This is a genomic window from Streptomyces sp. SDr-06, from assembly GCF_003324565.1.
Taxonomy (GTDB): domain Bacteria; phylum Actinomycetota; class Actinomycetes; order Streptomycetales; family Streptomycetaceae; genus Streptomyces.
Genome location: NZ_QOLA01000013.1, coordinates 173,168 through 197,665 on the forward strand (window position 1 = coordinate 173,168; position 24,498 = coordinate 197,665).

General features: G+C 70.9%; 25 protein-coding genes. 17 read left to right on the forward strand and 8 right to left on the reverse strand.

All coding sequences use genetic code 11. The annotated features are described in order from the left end of the window. Window positions 1-18: 18 nt before the first annotated feature. On the forward strand, window positions 19-2,073 hold the full coding sequence (locus tag DT019_RS24985) for an FUSC family protein (RefSeq protein ID WP_114039131.1): 2,055 nt from the start codon (window positions 19-21) through the stop codon (window positions 2,071-2,073). 15 nt (window positions 2,074-2,088) lie between these two features. On the opposite strand, the gene DT019_RS24990 is transcribed toward DT019_RS24985, so the two are convergent. The 3 genes from DT019_RS24990 to rpmB all read right to left on the reverse strand — a co-directional run bounded on the left by DT019_RS24990 (window position 2,089) and on the right by rpmB (window position 3,174). Beyond that, window positions 2,089-2,565, reverse strand: a complete 477-nt coding sequence (locus tag DT019_RS24990) for a hypothetical protein (protein ID WP_114039132.1) — start codon at window positions 2,563-2,565, stop codon at window positions 2,089-2,091. Window positions 2,566-2,632: 67 nt separating this feature from the next. Next, window positions 2,633-2,938, reverse strand: a complete 306-nt coding sequence (rpsN, locus tag DT019_RS24995) for a 30S ribosomal protein S14 (protein WP_114039133.1) — start codon at window positions 2,936-2,938, stop codon at window positions 2,633-2,635. After that, complete coding sequence (gene rpmB, locus DT019_RS25000) at window positions 2,938-3,174, reverse strand: 50S ribosomal protein L28 (protein ID WP_114039134.1); 237 nt, start codon at window positions 3,172-3,174, stop codon at window positions 2,938-2,940. The genes rpsN and rpmB overlap by 1 nt, the downstream gene beginning before the upstream one ends. A gap of 81 nt (window positions 3,175-3,255) precedes the next feature. On the opposite strand from rpmB, the gene rpmG reads away from it, so the two are divergent. The 4 genes from rpmG to DT019_RS25020 all read left to right on the forward strand — a co-directional run bounded on the left by rpmG (window position 3,256) and on the right by DT019_RS25020 (window position 5,402). Further along, a complete protein-coding gene (gene rpmG / locus DT019_RS25005; protein ID WP_114039135.1) occupies window positions 3,256-3,459 on the forward strand; it encodes a 50S ribosomal protein L33 in 204 nt (67 codons plus the stop codon). Window positions 3,460-3,464: 5 nt separating this feature from the next. Beyond that, window positions 3,465-3,716 (forward strand): type B 50S ribosomal protein L31, encoded by a 252-nt coding sequence (locus DT019_RS25010; RefSeq protein ID WP_114039136.1) that lies wholly within the window; start codon window positions 3,465-3,467, stop codon window positions 3,714-3,716. Then, a complete protein-coding gene (locus DT019_RS25015; protein ID WP_114039137.1) occupies window positions 3,713-4,855 on the forward strand; it encodes a CobW family GTP-binding protein in 1,143 nt (380 codons plus the stop codon). The genes DT019_RS25010 and DT019_RS25015 overlap by 4 nt, the downstream gene beginning before the upstream one ends. Window positions 4,856-5,162: 307 nt before the next feature. Then, window positions 5,163-5,402: a DUF397 domain-containing protein gene (locus DT019_RS25020; protein WP_114039138.1), complete on the forward strand. Its 240-nt coding sequence runs from the start codon at window positions 5,163-5,165 to the stop codon at window positions 5,400-5,402. 247 nt (window positions 5,403-5,649) lie between these two features. On the opposite strand, the gene DT019_RS25025 is transcribed toward DT019_RS25020, so the two are convergent. Beyond that, entirely contained in the window at window positions 5,650-6,150 is a 501-nt protein-coding gene (locus DT019_RS25025) for an ATP-binding protein (RefSeq protein WP_114039139.1), read from the reverse strand. A 291-nt stretch (window positions 6,151-6,441) separates the two neighbouring features. Here DT019_RS25025 and DT019_RS25030 point away from each other — a divergent pair, with 291 nt between their 5' ends. The 6 genes from DT019_RS25030 to DT019_RS25055 all read left to right on the forward strand — a co-directional run bounded on the left by DT019_RS25030 (window position 6,442) and on the right by DT019_RS25055 (window position 12,249). Then, window positions 6,442-7,341: a helix-turn-helix domain-containing protein gene (locus tag DT019_RS25030; protein ID WP_114039140.1), complete on the forward strand. Its 900-nt coding sequence runs from the start codon at window positions 6,442-6,444 to the stop codon at window positions 7,339-7,341. Between the two features lie 81 nt (window positions 7,342-7,422). Next, complete coding sequence (locus DT019_RS25035) at window positions 7,423-8,880, forward strand: aldehyde dehydrogenase family protein (protein WP_114039141.1); 1,458 nt, start codon at window positions 7,423-7,425, stop codon at window positions 8,878-8,880. 277 nt (window positions 8,881-9,157) lie between these two features. Beyond that, window positions 9,158-9,694 (forward strand): DinB family protein, encoded by a 537-nt coding sequence (locus DT019_RS25040; RefSeq protein WP_114039142.1) that lies wholly within the window; start codon window positions 9,158-9,160, stop codon window positions 9,692-9,694. Window positions 9,695-9,712: 18 nt separating this feature from the next. Beyond that, the gene (locus DT019_RS25045) at window positions 9,713-10,354 is read left to right on the forward strand and encodes a PadR family transcriptional regulator (protein ID WP_114039143.1); all 642 of its coding nucleotides are present in this window, start codon (window positions 9,713-9,715) and stop codon (window positions 10,352-10,354) included. Window positions 10,355-10,513: 159 nt separating this feature from the next. After that, window positions 10,514-11,473, forward strand: a complete 960-nt coding sequence (locus DT019_RS25050; protein WP_114039144.1) for an ATP-binding cassette domain-containing protein — start codon at window positions 10,514-10,516, stop codon at window positions 11,471-11,473. Next, window positions 11,470-12,249 carry an ABC transporter permease gene (locus DT019_RS25055; protein WP_114039145.1) on the forward strand — a complete coding sequence of 260 codons (780 nt, stop codon included), beginning with the start codon at window positions 11,470-11,472 and terminating at the stop codon, window positions 12,247-12,249. Before DT019_RS25050 ends, DT019_RS25055 begins: the two co-directional genes overlap by 4 nt. A 317-nt stretch (window positions 12,250-12,566) precedes the next feature. On the opposite strand, the gene DT019_RS25060 is transcribed toward DT019_RS25055, so the two are convergent. Then, window positions 12,567-13,997, reverse strand: coding sequence for a glutamate decarboxylase (locus tag DT019_RS25060; protein WP_114039146.1), 1,431 nt, complete (start codon window positions 13,995-13,997; stop codon window positions 12,567-12,569). A gap of 76 nt (window positions 13,998-14,073) precedes the next feature. Next, window positions 14,074-14,439, reverse strand: a complete 366-nt coding sequence (locus tag DT019_RS25065) for a YbjQ family protein (protein WP_114039147.1) — start codon at window positions 14,437-14,439, stop codon at window positions 14,074-14,076. 137 nt (window positions 14,440-14,576) lie between these two features. Between DT019_RS25065 and DT019_RS25070 the strand changes: the two genes are divergently transcribed. Beyond that, window positions 14,577-15,275 (forward strand): DedA family protein, encoded by a 699-nt coding sequence (locus DT019_RS25070; protein ID WP_114039148.1) that lies wholly within the window; start codon window positions 14,577-14,579, stop codon window positions 15,273-15,275. An 86-nt stretch (window positions 15,276-15,361) separates the two neighbouring features. Here the strand turns inward: DT019_RS25070 and DT019_RS25075 are convergent, their stop codons facing one another. Together DT019_RS25075 and DT019_RS25080 are read right to left on the reverse strand one after the other, a co-directional pair. Next, the gene (locus DT019_RS25075; RefSeq protein ID WP_114039149.1) at window positions 15,362-17,014 is read right to left on the reverse strand and encodes a threonine/serine exporter ThrE family protein; all 1,653 of its coding nucleotides are present in this window, start codon (window positions 17,012-17,014) and stop codon (window positions 15,362-15,364) included. 124 nt (window positions 17,015-17,138) lie between these two features. Continuing rightward, window positions 17,139-17,633: an inorganic diphosphatase gene (locus tag DT019_RS25080; protein ID WP_053731216.1), complete on the reverse strand. Its 495-nt coding sequence runs from the start codon at window positions 17,631-17,633 to the stop codon at window positions 17,139-17,141. A gap of 133 nt (window positions 17,634-17,766) precedes the next feature. Between DT019_RS25080 and dacB the strand changes: the two genes are divergently transcribed. The 5 genes from dacB (at window position 17,767) to ftsH (ending at window position 24,487) form a co-directional block, all read left to right on the forward strand. After that, window positions 17,767-19,167, forward strand: a complete 1,401-nt coding sequence (dacB, locus tag DT019_RS25085) for a D-alanyl-D-alanine carboxypeptidase/D-alanyl-D-alanine-endopeptidase (RefSeq protein WP_114039150.1) — start codon at window positions 17,767-17,769, stop codon at window positions 19,165-19,167. Between the two features lie 49 nt (window positions 19,168-19,216). Then, on the forward strand, window positions 19,217-20,356 hold the full coding sequence (locus tag DT019_RS25090; protein WP_114039151.1) for a zinc-dependent metalloprotease: 1,140 nt from the start codon (window positions 19,217-19,219) through the stop codon (window positions 20,354-20,356). Between the two features lie 218 nt (window positions 20,357-20,574). Further along, window positions 20,575-21,645 (forward strand): tRNA lysidine(34) synthetase TilS, encoded by a 1,071-nt coding sequence (tilS, locus tag DT019_RS25095; protein WP_114039152.1) that lies wholly within the window; start codon window positions 20,575-20,577, stop codon window positions 21,643-21,645. A gap of 75 nt (window positions 21,646-21,720) precedes the next feature. Then, window positions 21,721-22,260: a hypoxanthine phosphoribosyltransferase gene (hpt, locus tag DT019_RS25100; RefSeq protein WP_053731222.1), complete on the forward strand. Its 540-nt coding sequence runs from the start codon at window positions 21,721-21,723 to the stop codon at window positions 22,258-22,260. A 202-nt stretch (window positions 22,261-22,462) separates the two neighbouring features. Continuing rightward, window positions 22,463-24,487, forward strand: a complete 2,025-nt coding sequence (ftsH, locus tag DT019_RS25105) for an ATP-dependent zinc metalloprotease FtsH (RefSeq protein ID WP_114039153.1) — start codon at window positions 22,463-22,465, stop codon at window positions 24,485-24,487. The last annotated feature ends 11 nt before the right edge of the window (window positions 24,488-24,498 follow it).

A 24,498-nucleotide genomic window follows, 5' to 3' on the forward strand; every position in this document is an offset into this window, starting at 1 on the left:
CCCGTTACCCTCGGGATCATGAGCTGGCTCCGGGCGCTGAAGGAGACCGCCCGCTCGGGGCTCAGGGTCGAGCGACGGCGGCTGGAACCCCTCGTCGCCCTGCGCGGCGCGGCAGGCCTCGCCATCGTGGTCGGCATCAGCCTCACCCTGTTCGGCCCCTCCGTCGCCGCGAGCTCCGCGTTCGGCGCGTTCCAGGGCGCCATCGCCACGTACCAGCGCAGTTGGCGCCCGAGGCCCGTGCTTGCCCTCGCCTCCGGCCTCTCGCTGGCGATCTCCACCTTCCTCGGCTACCTCGTCGGCACGCACTCCCCGTTCTTCCTGCTGCTGCTCGCCCTGTGGACGTTCCTGGCGGGCCTGGCGTGGGCGGTCGGCCCGACCGTCGGCGTGATCGCCTCGTCGAACGCGGCGATCATGCTGGTCACCGTCACCCTGCCCAGCTCCCTCGTCGAGGCCGCGGGCCACGCGGGGATGATCGCGTTCGGCGGGGTCGTCCAGGCCGCCCTGGTGGTCCTGTTCCCCATCCGCCGATGGGGCGCGCAGCGCGACGCGCTCGCCGACGCTCTGGCCGCCGTCGCCGACTACGCGCGGCGGCTGCGGCACGACCCGGTCGCGCCGTTCGACCCCGAGCCCCTGATGACCGCCCGGCTCGCCGCCGCGGTCACCCCGCGCGAGGCCCGCCGCCGGCCGGCCGAACTGCACGGCGCCCGCGGCGTCGCCGAGCGGATCCGGCCGGTGCTCGCCTCGCTCGCCGACCCGGCGCTCGGCGTGCCCCTGGAAGGCGTCGAACGCGACCGGGTCAGGGAGTTGCTCGCCGCGGCGGCCACGGTGCTGGACGGTGCCGCGCGTGCGATCCGGAACGGCGAGAGCCCCGCCATCCCGCCCGCCGCGGCGGCCGCGCTCGCCACCCCCGACACCGGAGCCGTGCTCACCGGCCCGGCCCGCCGCGCCGCCGCCCGGCTCATCGCGCTGCTCGCGGACGTCGTCGAAATGGCCCGGGGCAGCGGCACCGGCGCGGAACCGCTGCTCAGGCCCACCCTGCCCCGCCTGGTCCCGCTCGCGCTGCGCACCATGCGCGACGAACTGGGCCGCCGCCGCTCCCCGGTGTTCCGGCACGCGGTGCGGGTCTGCGCGGTGGCGACGGCGGGCTACCTCCTCGGCCACGTCCTGCCGTTCGGCCACGGCTACTGGGCGCCGATGGCCTCCGTGATGGTGATGCGCCCGGACTTCTCGCTCACCTACGCCCGCGCGGTCGCCCGGTTCGGCGGCACCCTCGTCGGCGTCGCGCTCGCCACCGGCATCGTGCAGCTCACCCATCCGGACACGGGCCTGTCCGCCGTCATCGCGGTGGCCTGCGCGTTCCTGGCGTACCTGCTGATGCGTACGGGGTACGCGGTGCTGAGCGGCTGCGTCTCCGCGTACGTCGTGTTCCTGCTCGGCATGGGCGGTCTCCAGTGGACCCAGACCGTGCCCGACCGGGTGTTCCTGACGCTGATCGGGGGCGCGCTCGCGATGGTCTCGTACGCCGTCTACCCGGCGTGGGAGACCCCGAGGCTGCGCACCCGGCTCGCCGACTGGCTGGCCGCCAACGGCCGTTACGCCGCCGCCGTCATCGCCCACTACGCCGACCCGGGCCGCGGCTCCGACGAGGTCCGCCAGGCGCTGCTCGACACCCGCGAGGCCCGTATCGCCTGGCAGGAGGCGCTCGACAAGGCCACCCACGAGCCGGTGCGGCACCGGGGCCTGTCGCGTTCGACGGCCGAGGAGGCCGACCACGCGCTCAGCCAGTTGGGGCGTACGGCCATGCTGATGGAGGCGCATCTGCCGGACCGGGACGCGGTGCCCGTCCCCGCCGCCGCGAAACTCGCCGACGCGCTGCGCGACGCCACCGAGCAGGGTGCGAAGGCGGTGCGCGAGCGGCGGGTTCCGCGCTGGGACGAGGTCGAGCGGGCGCTGGACGCGTGGGACGGCGAGGGCGTCCCCGACCGTGTGGTGCGCCGGGGCGCCGGTCTCGTCCTGCACTGCCTGGACGATCTCAGCGACGCCCTCACCGACACCAGCTCGCCGAACCCGTAGGGGAGTTGAGAGGTCTTACGGGGTGGGCAGGCCGGCCGTGGGGAGGCCGGTCGGGAGCGAGCCCGTCTTGCCCCGGGTGAAGGAGTCGGTCTTTCCGCCCTCCCACTTGACCTCCAGGTTGCCGCCCTTGAGCGTGGCCATGCCCTGGGTGCGTTCGGTGTTCCCGTCCGCGCACTTGAGGGTGAGCATGGTCATGCCCGCGCCCTCGGCGACAGTGCCGGAGCAGACGTGCGGGGAGAGCAGCCCCACGCCCTTGTCCGCGATGGCCATGGCGACGGTCTTGCCACCGGTCGTCGCGGTCCAACTGCCCTGAAGGTCGCTGCCCTTGGCCGGGCTTCCGTCGCCACCCGGTGCCGCGGAGGTGCTGGCGGAGCCGGACGGCGACTTGGCGGCCGGCTTGTCGTCGCTCTTGCTGCTGCCGCAGCCGGTGAGGACGAGTGCGACCGAGAGCCCGGCCGCGGCGAACCCGGCGGTACGTATGTGCCTGTGCACGGCTTGTCTTCCCCCTGTTGGACGGTGTTTCGGGACCGCGACAAGCTACCAGCCGGGCCGACGCGCCCTACCAGGAGGATGTGCGCACGCCGGGCAGGAATCCGGCGTGGGCCTCCTCCCGCAGCCGCACCCGCGAGAGCCCGAACTTGCGGACGTGTCCGCGCGGCCGCCCGTCCACCGCGTCGCGGTTGCGCACCCGGGTGGCGCTCGCGTCCCGCGGCTGGCGGCTCAACTCGCCCCGAGCGGCGACCCGTTCCTCCTCGCTCGCGGACGTACTGCGGATGATCGCGGTCAGCACGGCCCGCCGGGCGGCGTACCGGGCGACGATCAGTTTGCGCTTCTCGTTCTTCGCGATCTTGCTCTTCTTCGCCATCAGACCTTCACCCCGCGGGCACGGATCCGGGCCACGGCGGCCTCGATGCCGATGACGTCGACGGTCTTGATCGCCTTCGCGCTGAGCACGAGCCGCACATGACGGCCCTCACTCGCCAGCCAGTACCGCTTGCGCTGGACATTCGGGTCGAAGCGGCGGGACGTACGCCGGTGGGAGTGCGAGATGCGGTTGCCGAACCCGGGCTTGGCACCGGTCAGCTGACAACGGGCAGACATGGTCATTCCTCTCTGGCGGCTGATGACGGGCCCACCCTAGCCTCTCTTGCAAATGAAAACCATTTCCATATACTGGCTGCCATGACGCGCAACGAACTCCGTCCGGTCATCAAGCTCCGCTCCACAGCAGGCACCGTTCCCCACGTTCTCGGCTCCGCTCGAACAGGGGAGGCCCCTATCACCTACGTCACCCGGAAAAACCGCCGGAACGACCCGGACCGCATGACCATCCGCAAGTACGACCCGGTCGTCGGCCGCCACGTCGACTTCCGAGAGGAGCGCTGAAAGCGATGAAGCCTTCGATCCACCCCGCGTACGGACCCGTCGTCTTCCGCGACAAGGCGGCGGGCCACGCCTTCCTGACCCGTTCCACGCTGGCGTCGAGCGCGACCAGGCGCATCGAGTGGGAGGACGGTGACGTCTACCCGGTCGTCGACGTCGAGATCTCCGCCCTGAGCCACCCCTTCTATACGGGCAACGCCCGCGTGCTGGACACGGCGGGCCGCGTCGAGCGCTTCGAGCGGCGGTACGGAGCGGCATGACCGAGCGGAAGCTGCCCGTCGCGATCGTCGGCGGGCTGCACGCCGACGCCCGCCGGGCCGTCGTGGACCGGCTGCTGCACACCGTGCCCGGCAGCGTCGCCCTCCACCACGACCTGACGTCGGCCCCGCACGGCACGGTCCGCCGTACGATCCGCGACACCCTGGGCGTACGGGAGGAGGGCGAGGCCCCGCTGGTCGACGACTGCGCGTGCTGCGCCCTGCGCGAGGACCTGGTCCTCGAGCTCCTGCGCCTCGCGGACGGCGGCACCACCCGGCTCGCGATCGTCGAACTGTGGGACTCGGTCGAGCCCAGGGCCATGGCCGAAGTCGTCGCGGCACGGGCCGGGGCGCTGGCGGTCACCTCGGTCGTCACCGCCGTGGACCCCGCCCTCCTGCTGCCCTGCCTGGGCAACGGCGACGACCTCGCCGCGGCGGGCCTGGCGGCGGCGGCCTCCGACCGGCGCACGGTCGCCGACACCTGGGCGCGCCAGCTGGAGTACGCCCCGGTCCTCGCGATCGTCGACGGCGACGGGGCCGACGACGAGGACCGGGCCCTGCTGGCCCAGCTGCATCCGACCGCACGCCACATCCCGTACGAGTCACCGGAGTTGGCGGAGGCCGCTCTCGCCGGGTTCGACGTCGAGGCGGCCGCCGCCCGCCAGCACCCGGCGTGCGCGCTGCTGCCGCAGGACGCCGACGAGGCCGGGGTCCTCACCTACGTATGGCACCGCACCCGCCCCTTCCACCCGGGGCGGCTGTACGAGGCGCTGGAGGAGCTGTGCTGTGCGGCCGCCCGCAGCCGGGGCCGGTTCTGGCTCGCCGACCGGCCCGACACCCTCCTCGCCTGGGACGCCGCGGGCGGCGCGCTCTGCGTGGAGAGCGCGGGGCCTTGGCTCGCCTCGCTGCCCGACGCAGCCTGGGAGATGGTCCCGCCCGTACGCCGGGCGGCGGCCGCCCTCGACTGGCACCCCGAGCACGGCGACTGCTGCCAGCACCTCGTCTTCACCTCGCCGGGCCTCGACCGCGAGGCCCTGGCCGGGCTGCTCGACTCCTGCCTGCTCACCGACGCGGAGTACGCAGAGGGCCGGGCCTCCTGGAAACGCCTACCGCCCGCTTTCGACGCGTTCCTGGAGGCGTGAGGCCGGGGGCGGCGTCGACTGGACGATCACGCGGACGCTCTGAACCAGAGAGCCGTGGAACGCGTCTGTTCCTCGTACACGAGGGATTCGATCCGGACGACCCGGCACAGGTGATGGCGCGCAAGATCATGGGCGGCGGCCGGCGCTCGTACGTCATGGACGTGCCGCGGGGTGTGGTGGAGCGGCTGTAACCGCCCGGGCACCCCGCGTGCACGTGCATCTTCCCATGCAGGCGCACATGAACACAGCTATGATCCGGGGCAGTTGACCATTCACAGTTGCACGTCTGCACATCCCGGGAGCGACCTTGCACCACGCGTACAACGGCATGGCGGCAGCGGAGCTTCAGGGTGTCGCGTGGCAGAAGAGCAGGCACAGCAACTCGCAGGGATCCTGCGTCGAATTCGCAAAACTGCCCGGCGGAGGAGTGGCGGTACGCAACTCGCGCCACCCGGACGGTCCGGCGCTGGTCTACACCAGGGCCGAGATAGAGGCGATGCTGCTCGGCATCAAGGATGGCGAGTTCGACCATCTGATAGCTGACTGACGGATGACGATGGCTGTCAGCGGACAGATGTCGGGCGTAGGGCGATGCCTGGCTGTCGGTTGACACGTGACAAACGTTGATAGCTGACCGACGGACAACAGGTGAGCTGTGAGGTAACGGGCAACAGGCAACCGACAACAGGTGACCGGCAACGGGTAACGGGCGTCGATACTTCGCTGGGCGCTGGGCGCTGGGCGCTGGCCGCTGGCCGCTGGCCGACTGCGGAGGGTGAAGGGCGGTTTTCCGCTCAGTCCGCCGACTGGAGTCGGAACAGCGCCCAGACCACCTTGCCGCTGATCGCCTCCGACAGCGGGTGCCAGCCCCAGCTGTCGGCGAACGACTCGACCAGGAACAGGCCCCGGCCGGACTCCGCGCCGAAGTCGTCGCTCGCGCGCTCGACCGGGCTCTCGTTGCTGGGGTCGCGCACCGCGCACACCAACCGGCTCGTCCAGCGCATGAGATGGAGCCGCACCGGCACCTCGGTCTCGCGCGGGGTGTCGGCAGGCAGGGCGTGCCGCAGCGCGTTGGTGACGAGCTCGGAGACGACGAGGGCGACATCGTCGAAACGCTCGCCGAGCTCCCACTGCGTGAGGGTCGACCTGGTGAACTTCCGTGCTCCGCGCACCGCTTCGTAGCGCGCGGGCAGCGCACAGGACGCGGAACCCGCCACGGTCGACGGGTCAAGGGGAGGAAGCGCCTGCCTTAAGGGCTCATAAGGCTCCAGCATGGTCGATCCATTCGTCCCCATGCGAGGCACTCCCGGGTTCGCGGCCGTGGCGGTACAGGACGCAAGCGACTAGACGCAGTTGAGCACGCAGGTGCGCGAGGACCATGGTTCCGAATGCTTCGGCCCGATGCAAGGGCAGATGCACGTGCACGCGACCGACCTGTCCCTGACCGTGCCGTTTCTTGCTCATTTCTTCCTCAGAAGTTCGCCAGGCCGATTTCGCTCCTTGACCATTTCCGTAATCACGCGGGTACGGGGTGAAGCGTTTTGATGGCAGACTGCCCACCACCATTGGATGGGGAGGACGGCGAAGTGACCGCAGGGGAGGCATGGGGATCCCCCCGGCCGAGTGCAGTCGAGGCCGGCGGAGGCTCGGTGGTCCGGCGCATTCTGCTGGGCTCTCAACTGAGGCGCCTGCGCGAGTCGCGCGGCATCACGCGGGAAGCAGCCGGCTATTCGATCCGGGCGTCCGAGTCCAAGATCAGTCGTATGGAGTTGGGGCGGGTGAGCTTCAAGGCCAGGGATGTCGAGGACCTGCTCACGCTCTACGGCGTCGGCGACGAGTCGGAGCGCACCGCGCTGCTCAGCCTCGCCAAAGAGGCCAACATCGCGGGCTGGTGGCACAGTTTCGGCGATGTGCTGCCGGGCTGGTTCCAGACATACATCGGTCTGGAGGGCGCGGCCTCGCTGATCCGCATCTACGAAGTCCAGTTCGTGCACGGCCTGTTGCAGACCGAGGCGTACGCGCACGCCGTCGTGTCGCGGGGCATGCGCGGTGCGCCCAGCGCCGAGATCGACAAGCGCGTCGCGCTGCGACTCGAACGGCAGAAGGCCCTCGTGTCGGAGCGCGCCCCCCAGTTCCACGCGGTGCTCGACGAGGCCGCACTGCGCCGCCCCTACGGTGAACGGGACGTGATGCGCGGCCAGTTGCGGCACCTGATCGAGATGTCGGAGCAGCCCAACATCAACCTCCAGGTGATGCCGTTCAGCTTCGGCGGGCACGCGGGGGAGAGCGGCGCCTTCACGATGCTGCGGTTCCCCGAGTCGGACCTGTCGGACATCGTCTATCTCGAACAGCTCACCTCCGCACTGTATTTGGACAAGGCCGAAGAGGTAGCGCAGTACGAGCGGGCGATGGCACGCCTGCAAGAGGACAGCCCCGGCCCGGAGGAAAGCCGCGATCTTCTGCGCGGACTCCTCCAACTCAGCTGACTCATCAGTAGGATGACGTCACATCAGGCCAGTGACGCGGTTGACCGCGCGGAGCCGGCGGACACAGCAGTAGGGGATGGCATGTCCTTCTTCACCGACCTCGCCCACCAGTTCATAGACGGCCAGTGGCGCACCGGCAGCGGGTCGTGGGACATCATCGACTTCGATCCGTACAACGGGGAGAAGCTCGCCACCATCACCGTCGCCACCGTCGAGGAGGTCGACGAGGCCTACCGCGCGGCCGAGCGCGCCCAGCGGGAGTGGGCCGAGACCAATCCGTACACCCGCAGACTCGTCTTCGAGCGCGCCCTGCGCATCACCGAGGAGCGCGAGCCCGAGATCATCGAGGCGATCATCAGCGAGCTCGGGGGCACCCGGCTCAAGGCGGTGTACGAGGTCCACCTCGCCAAGGAGTTCCTGCGCGAGGCGATCCAGCTGGCGCTGCGCCCCGAGGGCCGCATCCTGCCGTCGCCGGTCGACGGCAAGGAGAACCGCGTCTACCGCCTCCCGGTCGGCGTGATCGGCGTGATCAGCCCGTTCAACTTCCCGTTCCTGGTCACCATCAAGTCGATCGCTCCGGCGCTCGCGCTGGGCAACGCGGTCGTCATCAAGCCGAACCAGAACGCGCCGGTGGTCGGCGGCGGGCTCATAGCCAAGATATTCAAGGACGCGGGACTGCCCGCCGGGCTCCTGAACGTCCTGGTCACCGACATCGCCGAGATAGGCGACGCGCTGATAGAGCACCCCGTCCCCAAGGTCATCTCGTTCGCGGGCTCCGACCGCACCGGCCGCCACGTCGCCTCGGTCGCCGGCAGCCACTTCAAGCGCGTCATCCTGGAACTGAGCGGCAACAGCGCCCTGGTCGTCCTTGACGACGCGGACCTCGACTACGCGGTGGACGCGGCGGTCTTCAGCCGCTTCGTCTATCAGGGCCAGGTCTGCATGGCCGCCAACCGCATCCTCGTCGACCGGTCGATCCTCGACGCGTTCACGGGCAAGTTCCTCGCGAAGGTGGCCTCGCTGAGAACCGGCGACCCCGCCGACCCGGCCACCGACATCGGCCCCGTCATCAACAACTTCCAGGCCGAGGCGCTGACTTCGCTGGTCGAACAGGCCCTCGCCGAGGGTGCCACGGCGCTCGTACGGGGTCGCACGCGCGGCAACCTGGTGGAGCCCACCGTGCTCATGGGCCTGCCCGCCGACTCCTCCGTACTGCGCCAGGAGATCTTCGGCCCGGTGGCGCTGCTCATCCCCTTCGACGGGGAGGAGGAGGCCGTACGCATGGCGAACGACAGCCCGTACGGACTCAGCGGTGCCGTGCACACGGCCAACGTCGAACGCGGAGTGCGGTTCGCCAAGCGGATCGACACCGGGATGATGCACGTCAACGACTCGACGATCCAGGACGAGCCGCTGGTCGCGTTCGGCGGTGAGAAGTACTCGGGGCTCGGGCGGCTGAACGGCGACTCGACGGTCGAGGCCTTCACCACGCAGAAGTGGATCTCGGTCCAGCACGAGCGCAGCCCGTTCCCGTTCTGAGGCGCGCGAGGGCCCGCCCACTGCGAGGGCCCGCCCACTGCGAGGGCCCGGCCGCCCGGTGGGAAGCGGATGGCAGCTGACGGCTGATGACTGATGGCTGACAGATGGCAGAGGCCAGCTTTCCAAGGGCGGTTGGCCGCAGACCGCTGACAGATGCCCGCTGACGGATGCCCGATGACCGCAGGCGGATGGCCGCTGACAGAGGACAGGATCTGACCTCTTTCCTCTCTAACGTGTTTCTTGTCAGCAGGCAGCACCGAAAGAAGGCGGTTGGATCATGGTTACTCACGTTCCCGCAGAGGCGCACGGCGACGAGCGCGGCGCTCTTCTCGGCTTCGTCGAGGCCCAGCGCGGGGCGCTGCGCCGCTCCCTCATCGGACTCACCGACGAGCAGGCCGCCACCCGCCCCAGCGCCAGCGAGCTGTCGCTCTCCGGGCTGGTCAAGCACGTCGCCGAGTGTGAACTGAACTGGCTGCGGATGGCCCAGCAGCAGCCCAACGAGAAGCAGCGCGACCAGTCGAACTGGCACGAGAGCTTCCAGCTCATGGGCGACGAGAGCGTCGAGGGCATGCTCGCGTTCTGGGACGAAGTGGCCGCCCAGACCGAGGAGTTCATCAGCAAGGTGCCCTCCCTCGACGACACCTTCCCGCTGCCCGACGCGCCGTGGTTCCCCAAGGAGGGCCGGGTCTCCATGCGCTGGCTGCTGCTCCACCTCGTCGAGGAGATCGCCCGGCACGCCGGGCACGCCGACATCGTCCGCGAATCGCTCGACGGAAAGACGGCCTTCGAGCTGGTTGCCCTCGCGAACAGCTGAGGTCATACGCTTGCGGCCATGTCAACGATCCGTCTCCTGGTTCTCGGCGCGGTACGTCAGCACGGCCGGGCGCACGGCTATCAGGTGCGCAACGACCTCGAGTACTGGGGCGCGCACGAGTGGTCGAACGCCAAGCCGGGTTCGATCTACCACGCGCTCAAGCAGATGGCGAAGCAGGGCGTGCTCCTCGCCCACGAGGTGGCGCCCAGCACGGTCGGCGGTCCGCCGCGCACCGAGTACGAGCTGACCGAGGCGGGCCGGGAGGAGTACTTCCGGCTGTTGCGTGAGGCGCTGGCCTCCTTCGACCAGAAGATGGACGTGCTCTCGGCCGCGCTCGGCTTCATGGTGGACCTGCCGCGCGCCGAGGCGGTCGCCCTGCTGGGCGACCGGCTGGAGAAGCTGGCGGCCTGGCGGCGTTCGGCGACGGAGTACTACACGCCGTCCGAGGGGCCCGCCCAGTTCGGCCACATCGGCGAGATCATGAACATGTGGGTCCACTCGGCGGACGCGGAAGCGGAGTGGACCCGTGGCCTCATCGCCCGTATCGAGGGCGGCGCGTACGTCTTCGCGGGCGAGGGCGAGCCGTTCGTGGGCGTACTGGCCGAGGACGAGGAGAACCCGTACGCCACGGGGGAGCGGGATCCGGGGGATCTTCTCTAATCAAGTTTGACGAGTGCTGGGCAGGCGGTTACCTTGTACCGCGTAGTCAAGTTTGATTACTGGGGTTGCCTTGGTGTCGGCCGAGGGCCTCTTGCGATCGGGGCGGGCTGTCGGTGACCCCCTCGATCGACGTGACCGGAGGAGGAGAGAGTGCCTGACGTGGGCAGGGACGCGAACGCGATTGTCGTGGAGGACGTGGGCAAGCGGTACGGGACGAAGCGGGTGCTCGACGGGCTCGACCTGGCCGTGCGGCGCGGCACGGTGCACGCGGTGCTCGGCCCCAACGGTGCGGGCAAGACCACCGCCGTACGGATCATGACCACGCTGCTGCGCCCGGACGTGGGCCGCGTGCTGGTCGCGGGGCGCGACGTGCGGCGCGAGGCGGGTGCGGTGCGGCGGCGCATCGGGCTGCTCGGGCAGCACGCGGCGGTGGACGAGGAGCTCGGCGGTCGGCAGAACCTGGAGATGTTCGGCCGCCTCCACCATCTCGGGGCGCGCCGGGCGGGCGCGCGGGCGGACGAGCTTCTCGCCCGTTTCGGCCTGGCGGACACCGGTCGCAAGGCGGTCGGGCAGTACAGCGGGGGCATGCGCAGGCGCCTCGACCTGGCGGCCTCGCTCATCACCGACCCGGAGGTGCTGTTCCTGGACGAGCCGACCACCGGGCTCGATCCGCGGGGCCGGGCGGAGGTGTGGGAGGCGGTGCGGTCGCTGGTGGGCGGCGGCACGACGGTGCTGCTGACCACGCAGTACCTGGAGGAGGCCGACCAGTTGGCGGACCGGATCTCGCTGATCGACGGCGGCAAGGTGGCCGCCGAGGGCACGGCGGACGAGCTGAAGGCGACGGTCGGCTCGGACCGCATCGAGGTGGTCGTACGGGACGCGGGTCAACTGGATCGCGCTGTCAGGGTGTTGGGGCTCGGTGAGGTGGCCGTGGACCGGGACCGGCGGCTGCTGAGCGCGCCGGTCGCCGACCGGATGACGGCGCTCGCGGGGGTCGTCCGTGCGCTGTCGGCGGCGGACATCGAGGCGGAGGACATCGCGGTGCGCAGGCCGACGCTCGACGAGGTGTTCCTGTCCCTGACCGAACGCGAGCGGGACCAGCAGAGGGTGGCGGCATGAGCGCGGTCGGCTGGGCGGTGACGGACTCCTGGACGATGACCCGGCGCGAACTCGCGCACTGGGCGCGGCAGCCCGTGCAGGTTGTGGTGGGCCTGGTCTTTCCCGTGATGCTGCTGCTGGTGTTCGGCTACCTGGTGGGCGGCGGGCGGGGCGTGTCGGGCCCGTACGTCGACTTCCTGGTGCCGGGCATGCTGGCGCTGACCATGGCGTTCGGCCTCGAAGGCACGATGCTGGCGGTGACGCGGGACCTGAACAAGGGCGTGGTCGACCGGTTCCGCTCGATGCCGATGGTGTCGGGGACGGTGCTGGTGGGGCGGGCGGTGGCGGACATGCTGCAGTCGGCGGCGGGGCTCGTCGTGATGATCGGCGTGGGGTACGCGATCGGGTGGCGGCCGGACATGGGCGCGGGCTTTCCGGCGGCGCTGGGGCTGTTGCTGCTGCTCCGCTTCGCGATGCTGTGGGTCGGCATCCATCTGGCGATGGTCGCGGGGCGGCCGGAGCTGGTGCAGGCGGTCCAGATCCTGATCTGGCCGGTCGGCTTCCTGTCCAACGCGTTCGCCGTGCCGGCGTCGATGCCGGGGTGGTTGGGGGTGGTCGTGGAATGGAACCCGCTGTCTGCGACTGCTACGGCAGTGCGGGGGTTGTTCGGGGCGGGGGAGGGTGCGTCGTCCTGGGCGGGTGGGCATGCGGGGTGGTTGGCGGTGGTGTGGTCGGTGGGGCTGGTGGGGGTGTTCCTGCCGCTTGCCGTCCGGCGGTTTGGGCGGTTGGGCGGGTAGGGGGCGGCGGCTTGGTTCGGGGTGCGGCTGGGTCGGCCCCGGCCGGGGCGGGGTGCTCCTTGGCTCGGCGTGCGTGGCCCGGGGTGCGCTGGGGCTCCGCCCCAGACCCCGGGGCGCCCCTCCCCGCCCCTTCCCTCAACCCGCCGGGGGTGTCGTTCGGCTGCGGATCGTGCGTGGTTGCTCGCGCAGTTCCCCGCGCCCCTGGCAGTACTGGTGCTGGCCGGCAGGAGCATCTTCAGCCCGTCATGGGGGTCCCCCCTGGCCCTTGAGGCCTTGGGGGAGATTGAGGACGAGCGCCCTTGAGGCGCGAGCGGGGTCTAGTGGTGGAAGGCTGTTGCCACGGACTCGTCGCGGCCCAGAGGGCCGGATTGGCGGCGGAGTTCGGGCAGTAGTCGGCCCAGGTCCTCGACGAGCAGCGCGGCCAGGTCGGAGGAGAAGCCGTTGCGGCAGACCACCCTGAGCACCGACAAATCCTCCCGGTTCGCCGGGAAGGTGTACGCGGGCACCAGCCAGCCCCGCTCGCGCAGCCGGCGCGAGACGTCGAACACGTCGTACCGTTTGATCTCCGGCGCCGTCGTGAAGGCGAACACCGGCAACTCGTCACCCCGGGTGAGGAGTTGGAAGTCGCCGAACGCCTCCACCCGTTCCGCGAGCCCCCGCGCGACGTCCCGGGTGGTCTGCTGGACGGCCCGGTAGCCCTCCCGGCCCAGCCGCAGGAACGTGTAGTACTGCGCCACCACCTGCGCCCCCGGCCGCGAGAAGTTCAGCGCGAAGGTCGGCATGTCGCCGCCGAGGTAGTTCACCCGGAAGACCAGTTCCTCGGGGAGCTCGGCCGCCGTGCGCCACAGCGCCCAGCCCACCCCGGGGTAGACGAGGCCGTACTTGTGCCCCGAGGTGTTGATGGAGGACACCCTCGGCAGCCGGAAGTCCCACACCAGGTCCTCGTCGACGAAGGGCGCGACCATCGCCCCGGACGCCCCGTCGACGTGGACCGGGACGTCCAGCCCCGTACGCTCCTGCAAATCGTCGAGCGCCGCGCACAGCTCTCCGATGGGCTCGTAGGAGCCGTCGAAGGTGGAGCCGAGCACCCCGACGACGCCGATCGTGTTCTCGTCGCAGAGCGCGGCGGCGGCCGCCGGGTCGAGGTGGAAGCGGTCGCCCTCCATGGGCACCTGGCGCGCCTCGACCTCCCAGAAGTTGCAGAACTTCTCCCAGCACACCTGCACGTTCACGCCCATGACGAGGTTCGGGCGGGCCTCGCGGGAGGGGTAGCGGTCCGCGTTGCGCAGTGCCCAGCGCCGCTTGAGGGCCAGGCCCGCCAGCATGCACGCCTCGCTGGAGCCGGTCGTCGAGCAGCCGACCGCGGTGTTCGGGTCCGGCGCGTGCCACAGGTCGGCGAGCATCGCCACGCAGCGCCGCTCCAGCTCGGCGGTGCGCGGGTACTCGTCCTTGTCGATCATGTTCTTGTCGCGGCACTCCGCCATCAGCACCCCGGCCTGCGGCTCCATCCACGTGGTGACGAAGGTGGCCAGGTTGAGCCGGGAATTGCCGTCGAGCATCAGCTCGTCGTGGACCAGCTGGTACGCGGTCATCGGCGCGAGCGGCCGGTCGGGCAGCCGGTGCCGCGGCGGCGCCGAGGTCATCGAACCGACCGGGTCGGCCTCCCCGTAGAAGGGGTTGAGCGCGAGCCGCGCGTACTCCTTCTCGTCGGTGTGCTCCTTCTCGCTGCCGCCACGGTGCAGTGCCATGGGGGGTCGACCACCTTTCGGGACAGGGGAGGGGCGCCACCGGGCCGACGCGTGCCGTCGGCCCGGCCGGGTCGCGTCAGGTGCGGGCCAGGACCACCGCGGTCCCGTACGCGCACACCTCCGTGCCCACGTCCGCCGCCTCCGTCACGTCGAACCGCATCATCAGGACCGCGTTCGCGCCCCGGGCCTTCGCCTGGGCCACCAGCCGCTCCATCGCCTGGTTCCGGGTCTCGACGAGCGTCTTGGTCAGGCCCTTCAACTCGCCGCCGATCATGGACTTGAGGCCGGCGCCGATCTGGCTGCCCAGGTGCCGGGAGCGTACGGTGAGCCCGAAGACCTCCCCGATGACCTGTTGCACCGTGTAGCCGGGTACGTCGTTGGTGGTCACCACCAGGACGTCCGCCTGCGGGCCCTGTCCGCCGCCGTACTCCTCGATGCCCATGTGGTTCCCCTTCCGGTAGCCCTTGTCGGCCCTACCCAGCCTGCCCCTGGAACCAGGCTTTCGCGCGTTACGTTGATAACTTTGGCTGCCGACGGCAGACAGCCCGCCCGACACCCACACCCAGGAGCCCGGTACCCGTGACTTCCCTTGCCCTCGGACCGAGCTGGCTGGACCCCGACTATCTGCTCCAGACCTTCGGCCTGGTCGGCCTGCTGATCATCGTGTTCGCCGAGTCGGGCCTGCTCATCGGCTTCTTCCTGCCGGGCGACTCGCTCCTGTTCACCACCGGCCTGCTGGTCACCACCGGCAAGCTGGACACCCCGCTGTGGCTGGTGTGCGTGCTGGTCGTCTTCGCCGCGGTCCTCGGTGACCAGGTGGGCTATCTGTTCGGCAAGAAGGTGGGCCCGTCCCTCTTCAGCCGGCCCGACTCCAGACTCTTCAAGCAGGAGAACGTGGAGAAGGCCCACGACTTCTTCGAGAAGTACGGTCCCAAGTCGCTGGTCCTGGCCCGCTTCGTGCCGATCGTGCGCACCTTCACGCCGATCATCGCGGGCGTCAGCGGCATGAACTACCGCTCGTTCGTCATCTTCAACGTCATCGGCGGCAGCCTGTGGGGCGCGGGCGTCACCCTGCTCGGCGCGGCGCTCGGCAACGTGGCCTTCGTCCACCAGCACATCGAGCTGATCCTCGTCGGCATCGTGCTGATCTCGGTCGTGCCGATCGCCATCGAGTTCCTGCGGGCCCGCTCGAAGGCGAAGAAGAACCCGCCGGTGGCCCAGGGTCCCGGCGGCCCCGGTCAGGCGCCGCAGCGCGGCGGCCGCCACGCCAAGCGGTAGCGCTCCGCCGGAAGGGGACGCTTCTCCCGCGGGTCGGTGGTGGCTGGTCGCCGCGCCCCGGGGAGCGCCCCGGCGCGAGCTCCCCGCTAGAACCCGCGGGTCCGCTTCGCCGCGGCGCGGCCCGCGCCCGGCGACCTGAGGAAGAGCCGGGCGATCTCGTTGCCGAGGTTCACGCCGATCGCGATGGCGAGCGCGAGCGCGGACGCCTTGGCCAGCGAGGCGATGCCCTGGTCCATGTGGTTCTTGGCGATCGAGAGCACCCCGAAATAGGTGGCGCTACCCGGAAGCAGGGGGCCGATCGCGGCGGTGACGTACAGCAGCGCCGAGGTGTTCCAGTACCGCGCGAGCAGCTGTCCGAACAGGCCGACCAGGCAGGCCGCGATCGCCGTCGCCATGATCGGCGAGCCCTTCGCGGTGATCGCGACGGCCGCGTAGACCACCCAGGCGACCCCGCCGTTCGCGGCCACGATCAGCACGGTGGAACGATCCTGCTGGAGCAGGACGGCGAAGGTCAGGCACAGCACGAACGACGCCAGGATCTGGACGACCGGGCGGTCGATGGGCTGGAACGTGCCCTCCGGGTTGAGCTCGGCGTGGAACTGGAGCCCGCCGTACAGGACGGTCAGGACGCCGACCACGATCGCGACGAAGAAGTACCCGACTTCGAGGAGCCTCGCCGAGGCGGTGACGTAGAAGCCGGTCAGGCCGTCATGGACGGCCGCCACCAGGGCCCGCCCGGGGATCAGCGCGAACAGGCCACCGGTGATCACCGCGGTGGGACTGAGGTTCCAGGAGAGCAGGCTGAGCGCGACGCCCATCGCGGCGGGCGGCATCGCTGCCACCGCGAACTGGTAGAACTCCGGCAGCCCGCGGGCCGCGCACAGCCAGGCGAGCCGGTCGCCGAGGACCGCGCCGACCGCCGCCACCAGGAACACCGCGACGCCGCCGCCGAGCAGCACGGACGCCGCTCCCGCGAGCAGCCCGCAGGCGGTGGTCAGGACCCAGCCGGGGTAGGGGTGGCGGTTGCGGCGGATCTCCGCGAGCCGCCGGTAGGCCTCTTCGAGGGAGACCTCGTGGTCCTCGGTGGTCATGTCCGTGACGAGCCGGTGCACGGCCGCCAGGCGGGTGTAGTCGGTGCCGCGCCGGCGCACCGTGCGGTTGGCCGTCACCGGGTCGTCCACCAGGGACGGCTGGTGGGTGATGGCGAGCATGGTGAAGGTGACCGTGGGCTCGCAGCGGTCCAGGCCGTAGCTGCGGCAGATCGCGAACATGGCGGCCTCGACGTCCTCGGCGCCCTCGCCGCCCGCGAGCAGCAGCTCGCCGATACGCAGCGTCAGGTCGAGCACGCGGGGCACGGCCGGGCCGGTGTCGTCGTGCTTCTGGATCGGCTCGGCCACCGGCCGCTCGCCCACCGGCATCCGCAGCATGGTGCGCATGCGGTCTTGCCAGGGCGCGTCCTTGGAGAGCCGCACCAGCGGCAGGCCCGCGGTGGTGATCAGCGCGTTCGGCGTGTCCCGGGCGCTGTAGGTGCTCGGCGTGGCGAACGCGGAGGCGGCCTGGTCGGCGGGCGTCTCGACGACGGGGGTGGTGAGCCCGGCGGGCAGCGCGAACTCGGAGGTCGGCGAGTCCTCCTCAAGTACGTGCGGCTGCTCCACGCCCTCGGGGGGTGCGAAAGCGCTGCGTGCCTCGTCGGACTGCGGCTTGCGGTCCTCGACCATGTCGTGCTGCTCGGCCACCACTGGTCCCATGCCTCCCTCCGGCCGCTTGCGTGCGTGTGCCCAGTATGTGGGCCGTCATGAGCTGGTACGACAGCGGGCGGCGCACCCCGAGGGTGCGCCGCCCGCTGTCACGGAAGAACGTGCGTCAGTGCGCGCCGCCCTGCGCCTCCAGGCGCTTGTACGAGGCCTCGACCTCGGCCTCGGCCTCGACGCGGCCGACCCAGTTGGCGCCCTCGACGGACTTGCCGGGCTCCAGGTCCTTGTAGACCTCGAAGAAGTGCTGGATCTCCAGGCGGTCGAACTCGGAGACGTGGTGGATGTCGCGCAGGTGCTCCACGCGCGGGTCGGACGCCGGGACGCACAGCAGCTTGTCGTCGCCGCCGGCCTCGTCGGTCATCCGGAACATGCCGATCGCGCGGCACTTGATGACGCAGCCGGGGAACGTCGGCTCGTCCAGCAGGACCAGGGCGTCCAGCGGGTCGCCGTCCTCGCCGAGGGTGTCCTCGACGAAGCCGTAGTCGGCCGGGTAGCTGGTCGAGGTGAAGAGTCGACGGTCCAGGCGGATCCGGCCGGTCTCGTGGTCGACCTCGTACTTGTTCCGCGACCCCTTCGGGATCTCGATGGTGACGTCGAACTCCACGGGTGGCTCTCCTCCATGATCAGCACATGCATCGGACGGGTGCTGCGCCGATGCCGTGTTCGCGGCAGGACGCAGTTCTGGTGATTAAGTGTCCCTCACGCAGGTGTGTGATCGCGAAAGGGGCTGGTCCTCGGTGCCGGGACCCAAGACATGGCAGCTCACGGCGGGTGCGGCGGCGGTCGGCCTGGCACTGGCGACCGGGGCGGTGGCCGTGGCCGGACCGTGGGACTCAGGCCAGCGTACGGCCGAGCGTGAGCGGGCCGCATCGTGGGGCGCCAGGGGTGGCGCACATCACCAGCGGCCCACGGATGCGGAGGCCCCGGCTCCGGCGCCGAGCGCCCCCAGCGTGCTCACCGCGCTCGGTGCTCCGGCCGGCACCCCCGTCCCGGCCGCCCTTCCCGCGGCCCTCGCCCCGCTCCTGGACGACCCGGCGCTCGGCCCGCACCCGGCGGCCTCGGTCCTGGACACGGCCACCGGCCAGGAGCTGTACGCCGCCCGCGCGGACGCGGCCATGACACCGGCCTCCACCATCAAGATCGCGACGGCGGCCGCGGTCCTCACCGCGCTCCCGCCCGACCACCGCTTCGCCACCACCGTGCTCGCCCCGGCCGACGCCGCGGCGCTCACCCTCGTCGGCGGCGGCGACCCCACCCTCGACAGGACGCGCCTGGCCGCCCTCGCCGACGACACCGCCCGCGCCCTGGGCGCGCGTCCCGCGGGCCCCGTACAACTGGCGTACGACACCTCGTTGTTCAGCGGGCCCGCGGTGCATCCGATCGGCCCCAACGAGAACCTCGCGCCGGTCGTCCCCCTCATGACGGACGAGGGGCGCGCGGACTCCTCGGACAGCGGGCCCGCGCCGCGCACCGGCGATCCGGCGGGCGACACCGCGCGGGCCTTCGCCGAGCTGCTGCGCGGGCACGGGCTGCGGGTGGCCGCGCCGGTGGCGGGCACCGCGCCCGCCGGGGCCAAGGAGCTGGCGCGCACGCTCTCCGCGCCGCTGCCCGAGATCGTCGAGCGGATGCTGACCAACAGCGACAACGACATCGCCGAGGCCCTCAACCGCCAGACCGCCCTCGCCACAGGCCGCCCCGCGAGCTTCGACGGGGGCGCCGCGGCCGTGCCCGCCCAGCTCGCCAAGCTCCGACTCCCCCTGGACGGATCGGTGTTCACGGACGGCAGCGGTCTCAACCGGGCCGACCGGGTCAGCGCGGGCCTGCTCACCCGGCTGCTCGCCAAGGCCGCCGACCCGGCCCGCCCCGAGCTGCGCCCGATCCTCACCGGCCTGCCCGTGGCCGGGTTCACCGGCACCCTCGGCGGCCGCTACGGCACGGCGTCCGCGGCGACCGGCCTGGTCCGCGCGAAGACCGGCACCCTGGGCGGGGCCGGGGTCAACACCCTGGCCGGGACGGTCGTCGACGCGAGCGGGCACCTCCTCGCGTTCGCGTTCCTGTCGGCGGGGACGCCCGGGGCCGACCCGGGCCCCGCCCAGCGCGCCCTCGACCGGCTCGCCACCCGGCTCACGGCGCACTGAGCGCCGCCGACCGGGTTCCCTTCGGGGGCCGACAACGTACGGTTGACGCATGACTGGCATCGGCGGTGCAGGTACCTCTGGGATGGTCGACTGGAACCTCGCGGTCGCGACCGCGACCCGACTGGTGCGGCCGGGCCCCGACGTGAGCCGCGACGAGGCACGGGAGATCGTCGCCGAGCTCCGTCGGCACGCCAAGGCCGCCGAGGAGCACGTGCGTACGTTCACCCGGATGATCCCGGAGGGCGTCGAACCGGAGGACACCCCGGTTCTGGTCGTCGACCGGGCCGGCTGGGTGCGGGCCAACGTCGCGGGCTTCCGCGAGGTGCTGAAGCCCTTGCTCGACAAGATGCAGGAACGCCGCGGGAACAGCCCCGGCGGGGCCGTGCTCGGCGCGGTCGGCGGAAAGGTCACCGGCGTCGAGCTGGGCATGCTGCTGAGCTTCCTGTCCTCGCGGGTCCTCGGCCAGTACGAGACCTTCGCGCCCCCCGGCCGGGACCTTCCGGCGGCGCCGGGCGGCGGGGGCCGTCTGCTGCTCGTGGCGCCCAACATCGTGCACGTCGAGCGCGAACTCGACGTGGCGCCGCACGACTTCAGGCTCTGGGTGTGCCTCCACGAGGAGACCCACCGCACCCAGTTCACCGCGGTGCCCTGGCTGCGCGACCACCTGGAGGGTGAGATCCAGTCATTCCTCGGCGAGACCGAGGTCGACCCGATGACCGTCCTGGAGCGGCTGCGTGAGGCCGCCCAGTCGCTGGCCGGGAGCCGGCCCGAGGGCGAGGAGGGCGAGGGCGGGCGCTCCCTGGTCGAGCTCGTCCAGACCCCGGCCCAGCGCGAGATCCTGGGTCGGCTCACCGCCGTGATGTCCCTCCTCGAAGGGCACGCGGACTACGTGATGGACGGGGTCGGGCCGCAGGTCGTGCCCTCGGTGGGCGAGATCCGCGAGAAGTTCAAGGAGCGCCGCGCCAAGGGGGCCTCCCGGCTCGACATGGCGCTGCGCAAGCTGCTCGGCCTCGACGCCAAGCTGCGCCAGTACCGCGACGGCGAGCGCTTCGTGCGGGCCGTGGTGGACGAGGTCGGCATGGACGGCTTCAATCGGGTGTGGACGTCGCCGAACACGCTCCCCACGAAGGCCGAGATCGCCAAGCCGGCGGACTGGGTCGCGCGCGTGCACCGCAAGGCGGAGTCCTGAGCGAAAAGCCGCCGGTGGGCGGGTGTCAACGCGGGAATCACCCATCCGAGGGACCGTGGGGCATGGGTAGGCGTGCAATGCTCGGGTAACGGCTCTGTTCTGTCACCATCTACGCACTCTGTGTGACTGAACGTCCCTCCTGTTCCCCCTGTTCCCTCTGTTCCCCCCGCTCCTCTCCGCGCCAGAGGCACCCCCAACTTCACCGAAGGGCACCGGACATGGGTCCCCATCCTGCGGTCGCAGCGATACGCCTGGCGGTTCGCCGCGTACTCCACGACGTACTGAACGAACACTCCCGCGACCACGAGCGGGCCGCCGTCGGCGTGACCGCGGGGGCTCCCGCCGGTCCCGGGTCCGGCCTGAGCACCGCGCCGCCCGAGCCCCTGGTGCTCGTGGCCTGCTCCGGCGGCGCCGACTCCATGGCGCTCGCCTCCGCGCTCGCCTTCGAATCCCGCAAGCTCTCGCTGCGCGCCGGCGGCATCACCGTCGACCACGGCCTCCAGCACGGTTCCGACCTGCGGGCCGCCGAGGTCGTCTCGCGCATGGCCGGCCTGGGGCTCGAACCCGCCGAGGCCATCACCGTTCACGTCGGCCGCGAGGGAGGGCCCGAGGCTGCCGCCCGGGACGCCCGCTACGCCGCCCTCGACGCCGCCGCCGAGCGCCACGGCGCCGCCGCGATCCTGCTCGGCCACACCCGCGACGACCAGGCCGAGACGGTGCTCCTCGGCCTCGCCCGCGGCTCCGGAACACGCTCGCTGTCCGGCATGGCCGCCGTCTCGGGGGCGGCGGGCCGCTACCGGCGCCCCTTCCTGGAACTCGACCGCCAGACCGCCCGCAAGGCCTGCATGGTCCAGGCGCTGCCCGTCTGGGACGATCCGCACAACGCCGACCCCGCCTACACCCGCTCCCGGCTGCGCCAGGAGGGCCTGCCCGCCCTGGAGAAGGCGCTCGGCAAGGGCGTCGTCGAGGCTCTCGCCCGCACCGCCCAGCTCTCCCGCGACGACGCCGACGCCCTGGACGCCTGGGCCCTCCAGGCGGACGCGTCCGTACGGGACGACGCCGGGCTCCTGGAGTGCGCGAAGCTGTTCGCGCTGCCGCCCGCCGTGCGCCGCCGCATCGTGCGCCGGGCGGTCATCGAGGCGGGTTCACCCGCTGGTTCGCTCTTCGCCCGCCATGTCGAAGAGGTCGACAAGCTGATCACCGGCTGGCGCGGCCAGCGGGCCATCAATCTCCCGGGCCGCGTCGTGGCACGTCGGCAGGGTGGCAGACTGGTCATTCGGCAGGGCTGAGACCGCGTACGTCACTCGGCTCGCGCCACGGACAACGGAACCCCCAAGAAAGCGGCCCGGGTGAACGAGAAGGACATGGGCACCGACCTCCAGTCGGTGCTCATCACCAAGGAAGAGATCGACGCGAAGCTGGCGGAGCTGGCCGGGAAGATCGACGCGGAGTACGCGGGCAAGGACCTGCTCATCGTCGGCGTCCTCAAGGGCGCCGTGATGGTCATGGCGGATCTGGCCCGCGCGCTGTCCACCCCGGTGACCATGGACTGGATGGCCGTCTCCTCGTACGGCGCCGGCACCCAGTCCTCGGGCGTCGTGCGGATCCTCAAGGACCTCGACACCGACATCAAGGGCAAGCACGTCCTGATCGTCGAGGACATCATCGACTCGGGCCTGACCCTTTCGTGGCTGCTCTCCAACCTCGGATCGCGCGAGCCCGCCTCCCTCGAGGTGTGCACGCTGCTCCGTAAGCCGGATGCCGCAAAGGTCGCGATCGACGTGAAGTGGATCGGTTTCGACATTCCCAATGAATTCGTCGTGGGTTACGGCCTCGACTATGCCGAGAAGTACCGCAACCTCCCCTTTGTCGGCACTCTCGCGCCGCACGTGTACGGCGGCTGACGCAACCCGGCCCGTTCGGGGAACCACAGGCCGCCTCCCGCCGTTGGAGCATGGGAAGGGCCCTTTGTCAGCCGTACCGTGCGACCACGGGTGACAATGCTGGGGTACCGTCCGAAGAACAGTCTTTACACACAGTCTTAGTCACACTCACAGCAGCATTTACCTACGGGCAGGAGGGACGGGGCGTTCTCGCTCCGTATGGATGGACGTGAAGCGATACTTCCGTGGGCCGGTCATGTGGATCGTGCTGGCCGTCCTCGCCGTGGTCGTGTTGATGCAGGTCGTCGGCTCGTCGGGCGGCTACAAGACGGTCGACACATCCGATGTCGTTCAGGCGATCAACAACAAGCAGGTCGAACAGGCCAAGATCACCACTGGTGACAGCCAGGTCATCAAGATCGACCTGAAGGACGGCCAGAAGGTCAAGGGCAGCAGCAAGGTTCAGGCCAACTACATCGGTGACGCCCAGGCGACCGACATGGCCAACTCGCTGCAGACCGGAGTGAAGGGCGGTGACATCCCCAAGGGGTACACCGTCTCGCCCGACAAGCAGAACCCGTTCCTCGGGATCCTGCTGTCCCTGCTCCCCTTCGTCCTCATCGTCGTGGTCTTCCTGTTCCTGATGAACCAGATGCAGGGCGGCGGCTCCCGAGTCATGAACTTCGGGAAGTCCAAGGCCAAGCTCATCACCAAGGACACCCCGAAGACGACCTTCGCCGACGTGGCGGGGTCCGACGAGGCCGTCGAGGAACTCCACGAGATCAAGGAGTTCCTCCAGGAGCCGGCGAAGTTCCAGGCCGTCGGCGCCAAGATCCCCAAGGGCGTGCTGCTGTACGGCCCGCCCGGTACGGGCAAGACGCTGCTCGCCCGCGCCGTCGCGGGTGAGGCAGGGGTTCCCTTCTACTCGATCTCCGGCTCCGACTTCGTCGAGATGTTCGTCGGTGTCGGCGCCTCGCGTGTGCGCGACCTCTTCGAGCAGGCCAAGGCGAATGCCCCGGCGATCGTCTTCGTCGACGAGATCGACGCGGTCGGCCGCCACCGCGGCGCCGGCCTCGGCGGCGGTCACGACGAGCGCGAGCAGACCCTCAACCAGCTGCTGGTCGAGATGGACGGCTTCGACGTGAAGGGCGGCGTCATCCTGATCGCCGCCACCAACCGGCCCGACATCCTCGACCCGGCGCTGCTGCGCCCCGGCCGTTTCGACCGCCAGATCGCGGTCGACCGCCCGGACATGCAGGGCCGTCTGGAGATCCTCAAGGTCCACCAGAAGGGCAAGCCGGTCGCGCCCGACGTCGACCTTTCGGCCGTCGCCCGGCGCACCCCGGGCTTCACCGGCGCCGACCTCGCGAACGTGCTGAACGAAGCGGCGCTCCTGACGGCGCGCAGCGACAAGAAGCTGATCGACAACTCGATGCTGGACGAGGCGATCGACCGCGTCGTGGCGGGTCCGCAGAAGCGGACGCGGATCATGTCCGAGAAGGAAAAGAAGATCACCGCGTACCACGAGGGCGGTCACGCCCTGGTCGCCGCGGCTTCCCCCAACTCGGACCCGGTCCACAAGATCACCATCCTGTCGCGCGGCCGGGCCCTGGGTTACACCATGGTCCTGCCGGACGAGGACAAGTACTCGACCACGCGCAACGAGATGCTCGACCAGCTGGCGTACATGCTGGGCGGGCGCGCGGCCGAGGAGCTCGTCTTCCACGACCCGACGACGGGCGCGGCCAACGACATCGAGAAGGCCACGGCCACCGCCCGTGCGATGGTCACGCAGTACGGCATGACCGAGCGTCTGGGCGCGATCAAGTTCGGCGGCGACAACACCGAGCCGTTCCTGGGCCGTGAGATGGCGCACCAGCGCGACTACTCGGAAGAGGTCGCGGCGCTCGTCGACGAAGAGGTCAAGAAGCTCATCGAGACGGCGCACAACGAGGCCTGGGAGATCCTGGTCGAGAACCGCGACATCCTCGACAACCTGGTCCTCCAGCTCCTGGAGAAGGAGACCCTGGGCAAGGAGCAGATCGCCGAGGTCTTCTCGGGCATCGTCAAGCGGCCGGCCCGCCCGGCCTGGACCGGCTCCTCGCGGCGTACGCCGTCGACGCGGCCGCCGGTGCTCTCGCCCAAGGAGCTGGCGCTCACCAACGGCGCCACCACCGCCAATGGCTCCGCGCCGCTGGACACCCCCACGGAGGCCGTCCCGGCCCCCGAGGACCGTCCGGAGAGCTGAGCCCCAGGGCC

Bases quoted from the DNA above. Each gene is read 5' to 3' on its own strand.
- DT019_RS24985 (WP_114039131.1), top strand. From the start codon at position 19: ATGAGCTGGCTCCGGGCGCTGAAGGAGACCGCCCGCTCGGGGCTCAGG.
- rpsN (WP_114039133.1), bottom strand. From the start codon at position 2,938: ATGGCGAAGAAGAGCAAGATCGCGAAGAACGAGAAGCGCAAACTGATC.
- rpmB (WP_114039134.1), bottom strand. From the start codon at position 3,174: ATGTCTGCCCGTTGTCAGCTGACCGGTGCCAAGCCCGGGTTCGGCAAC.
- rpmG (WP_114039135.1), top strand. From the start codon at position 3,256: ATGACGCGCAACGAACTCCGTCCGGTCATCAAGCTCCGCTCCACAGCA.
- DT019_RS25010 (WP_114039136.1), top strand. From the start codon at position 3,465: ATGAAGCCTTCGATCCACCCCGCGTACGGACCCGTCGTCTTCCGCGAC.
- DT019_RS25015 (WP_114039137.1), top strand. From the start codon at position 3,713: ATGACCGAGCGGAAGCTGCCCGTCGCGATCGTCGGCGGGCTGCACGCC.
- DT019_RS25025 (WP_114039139.1), bottom strand. From the start codon at position 6,150: ATGGGGACGAATGGATCGACCATGCTGGAGCCTTATGAGCCCTTAAGG.
- DT019_RS25035 (WP_114039141.1), top strand. From the start codon at position 7,423: ATGTCCTTCTTCACCGACCTCGCCCACCAGTTCATAGACGGCCAGTGG.
- DT019_RS25040 (WP_114039142.1), top strand. From the start codon at position 9,158: ATGGTTACTCACGTTCCCGCAGAGGCGCACGGCGACGAGCGCGGCGCT.
- DT019_RS25045 (WP_114039143.1), top strand. From the start codon at position 9,713: ATGTCAACGATCCGTCTCCTGGTTCTCGGCGCGGTACGTCAGCACGGC.
- DT019_RS25055 (WP_114039145.1), top strand. From the start codon at position 11,470: ATGAGCGCGGTCGGCTGGGCGGTGACGGACTCCTGGACGATGACCCGG.
- DT019_RS25060 (WP_114039146.1), bottom strand. From the start codon at position 13,997: ATGGCACTGCACCGTGGCGGCAGCGAGAAGGAGCACACCGACGAGAAG.
- DT019_RS25065 (WP_114039147.1), bottom strand. From the start codon at position 14,439: ATGGGCATCGAGGAGTACGGCGGCGGACAGGGCCCGCAGGCGGACGTC.
- DT019_RS25090 (WP_114039151.1), top strand. From the start codon at position 19,217: ATGACTGGCATCGGCGGTGCAGGTACCTCTGGGATGGTCGACTGGAAC.
- tilS (WP_114039152.1), top strand. From the start codon at position 20,575: ATGGGTCCCCATCCTGCGGTCGCAGCGATACGCCTGGCGGTTCGCCGC.
- hpt (WP_053731222.1), top strand. From the start codon at position 21,721: ATGGGCACCGACCTCCAGTCGGTGCTCATCACCAAGGAAGAGATCGAC.
- ftsH (WP_114039153.1), top strand. From the start codon at position 22,463: ATGGACGTGAAGCGATACTTCCGTGGGCCGGTCATGTGGATCGTGCTG.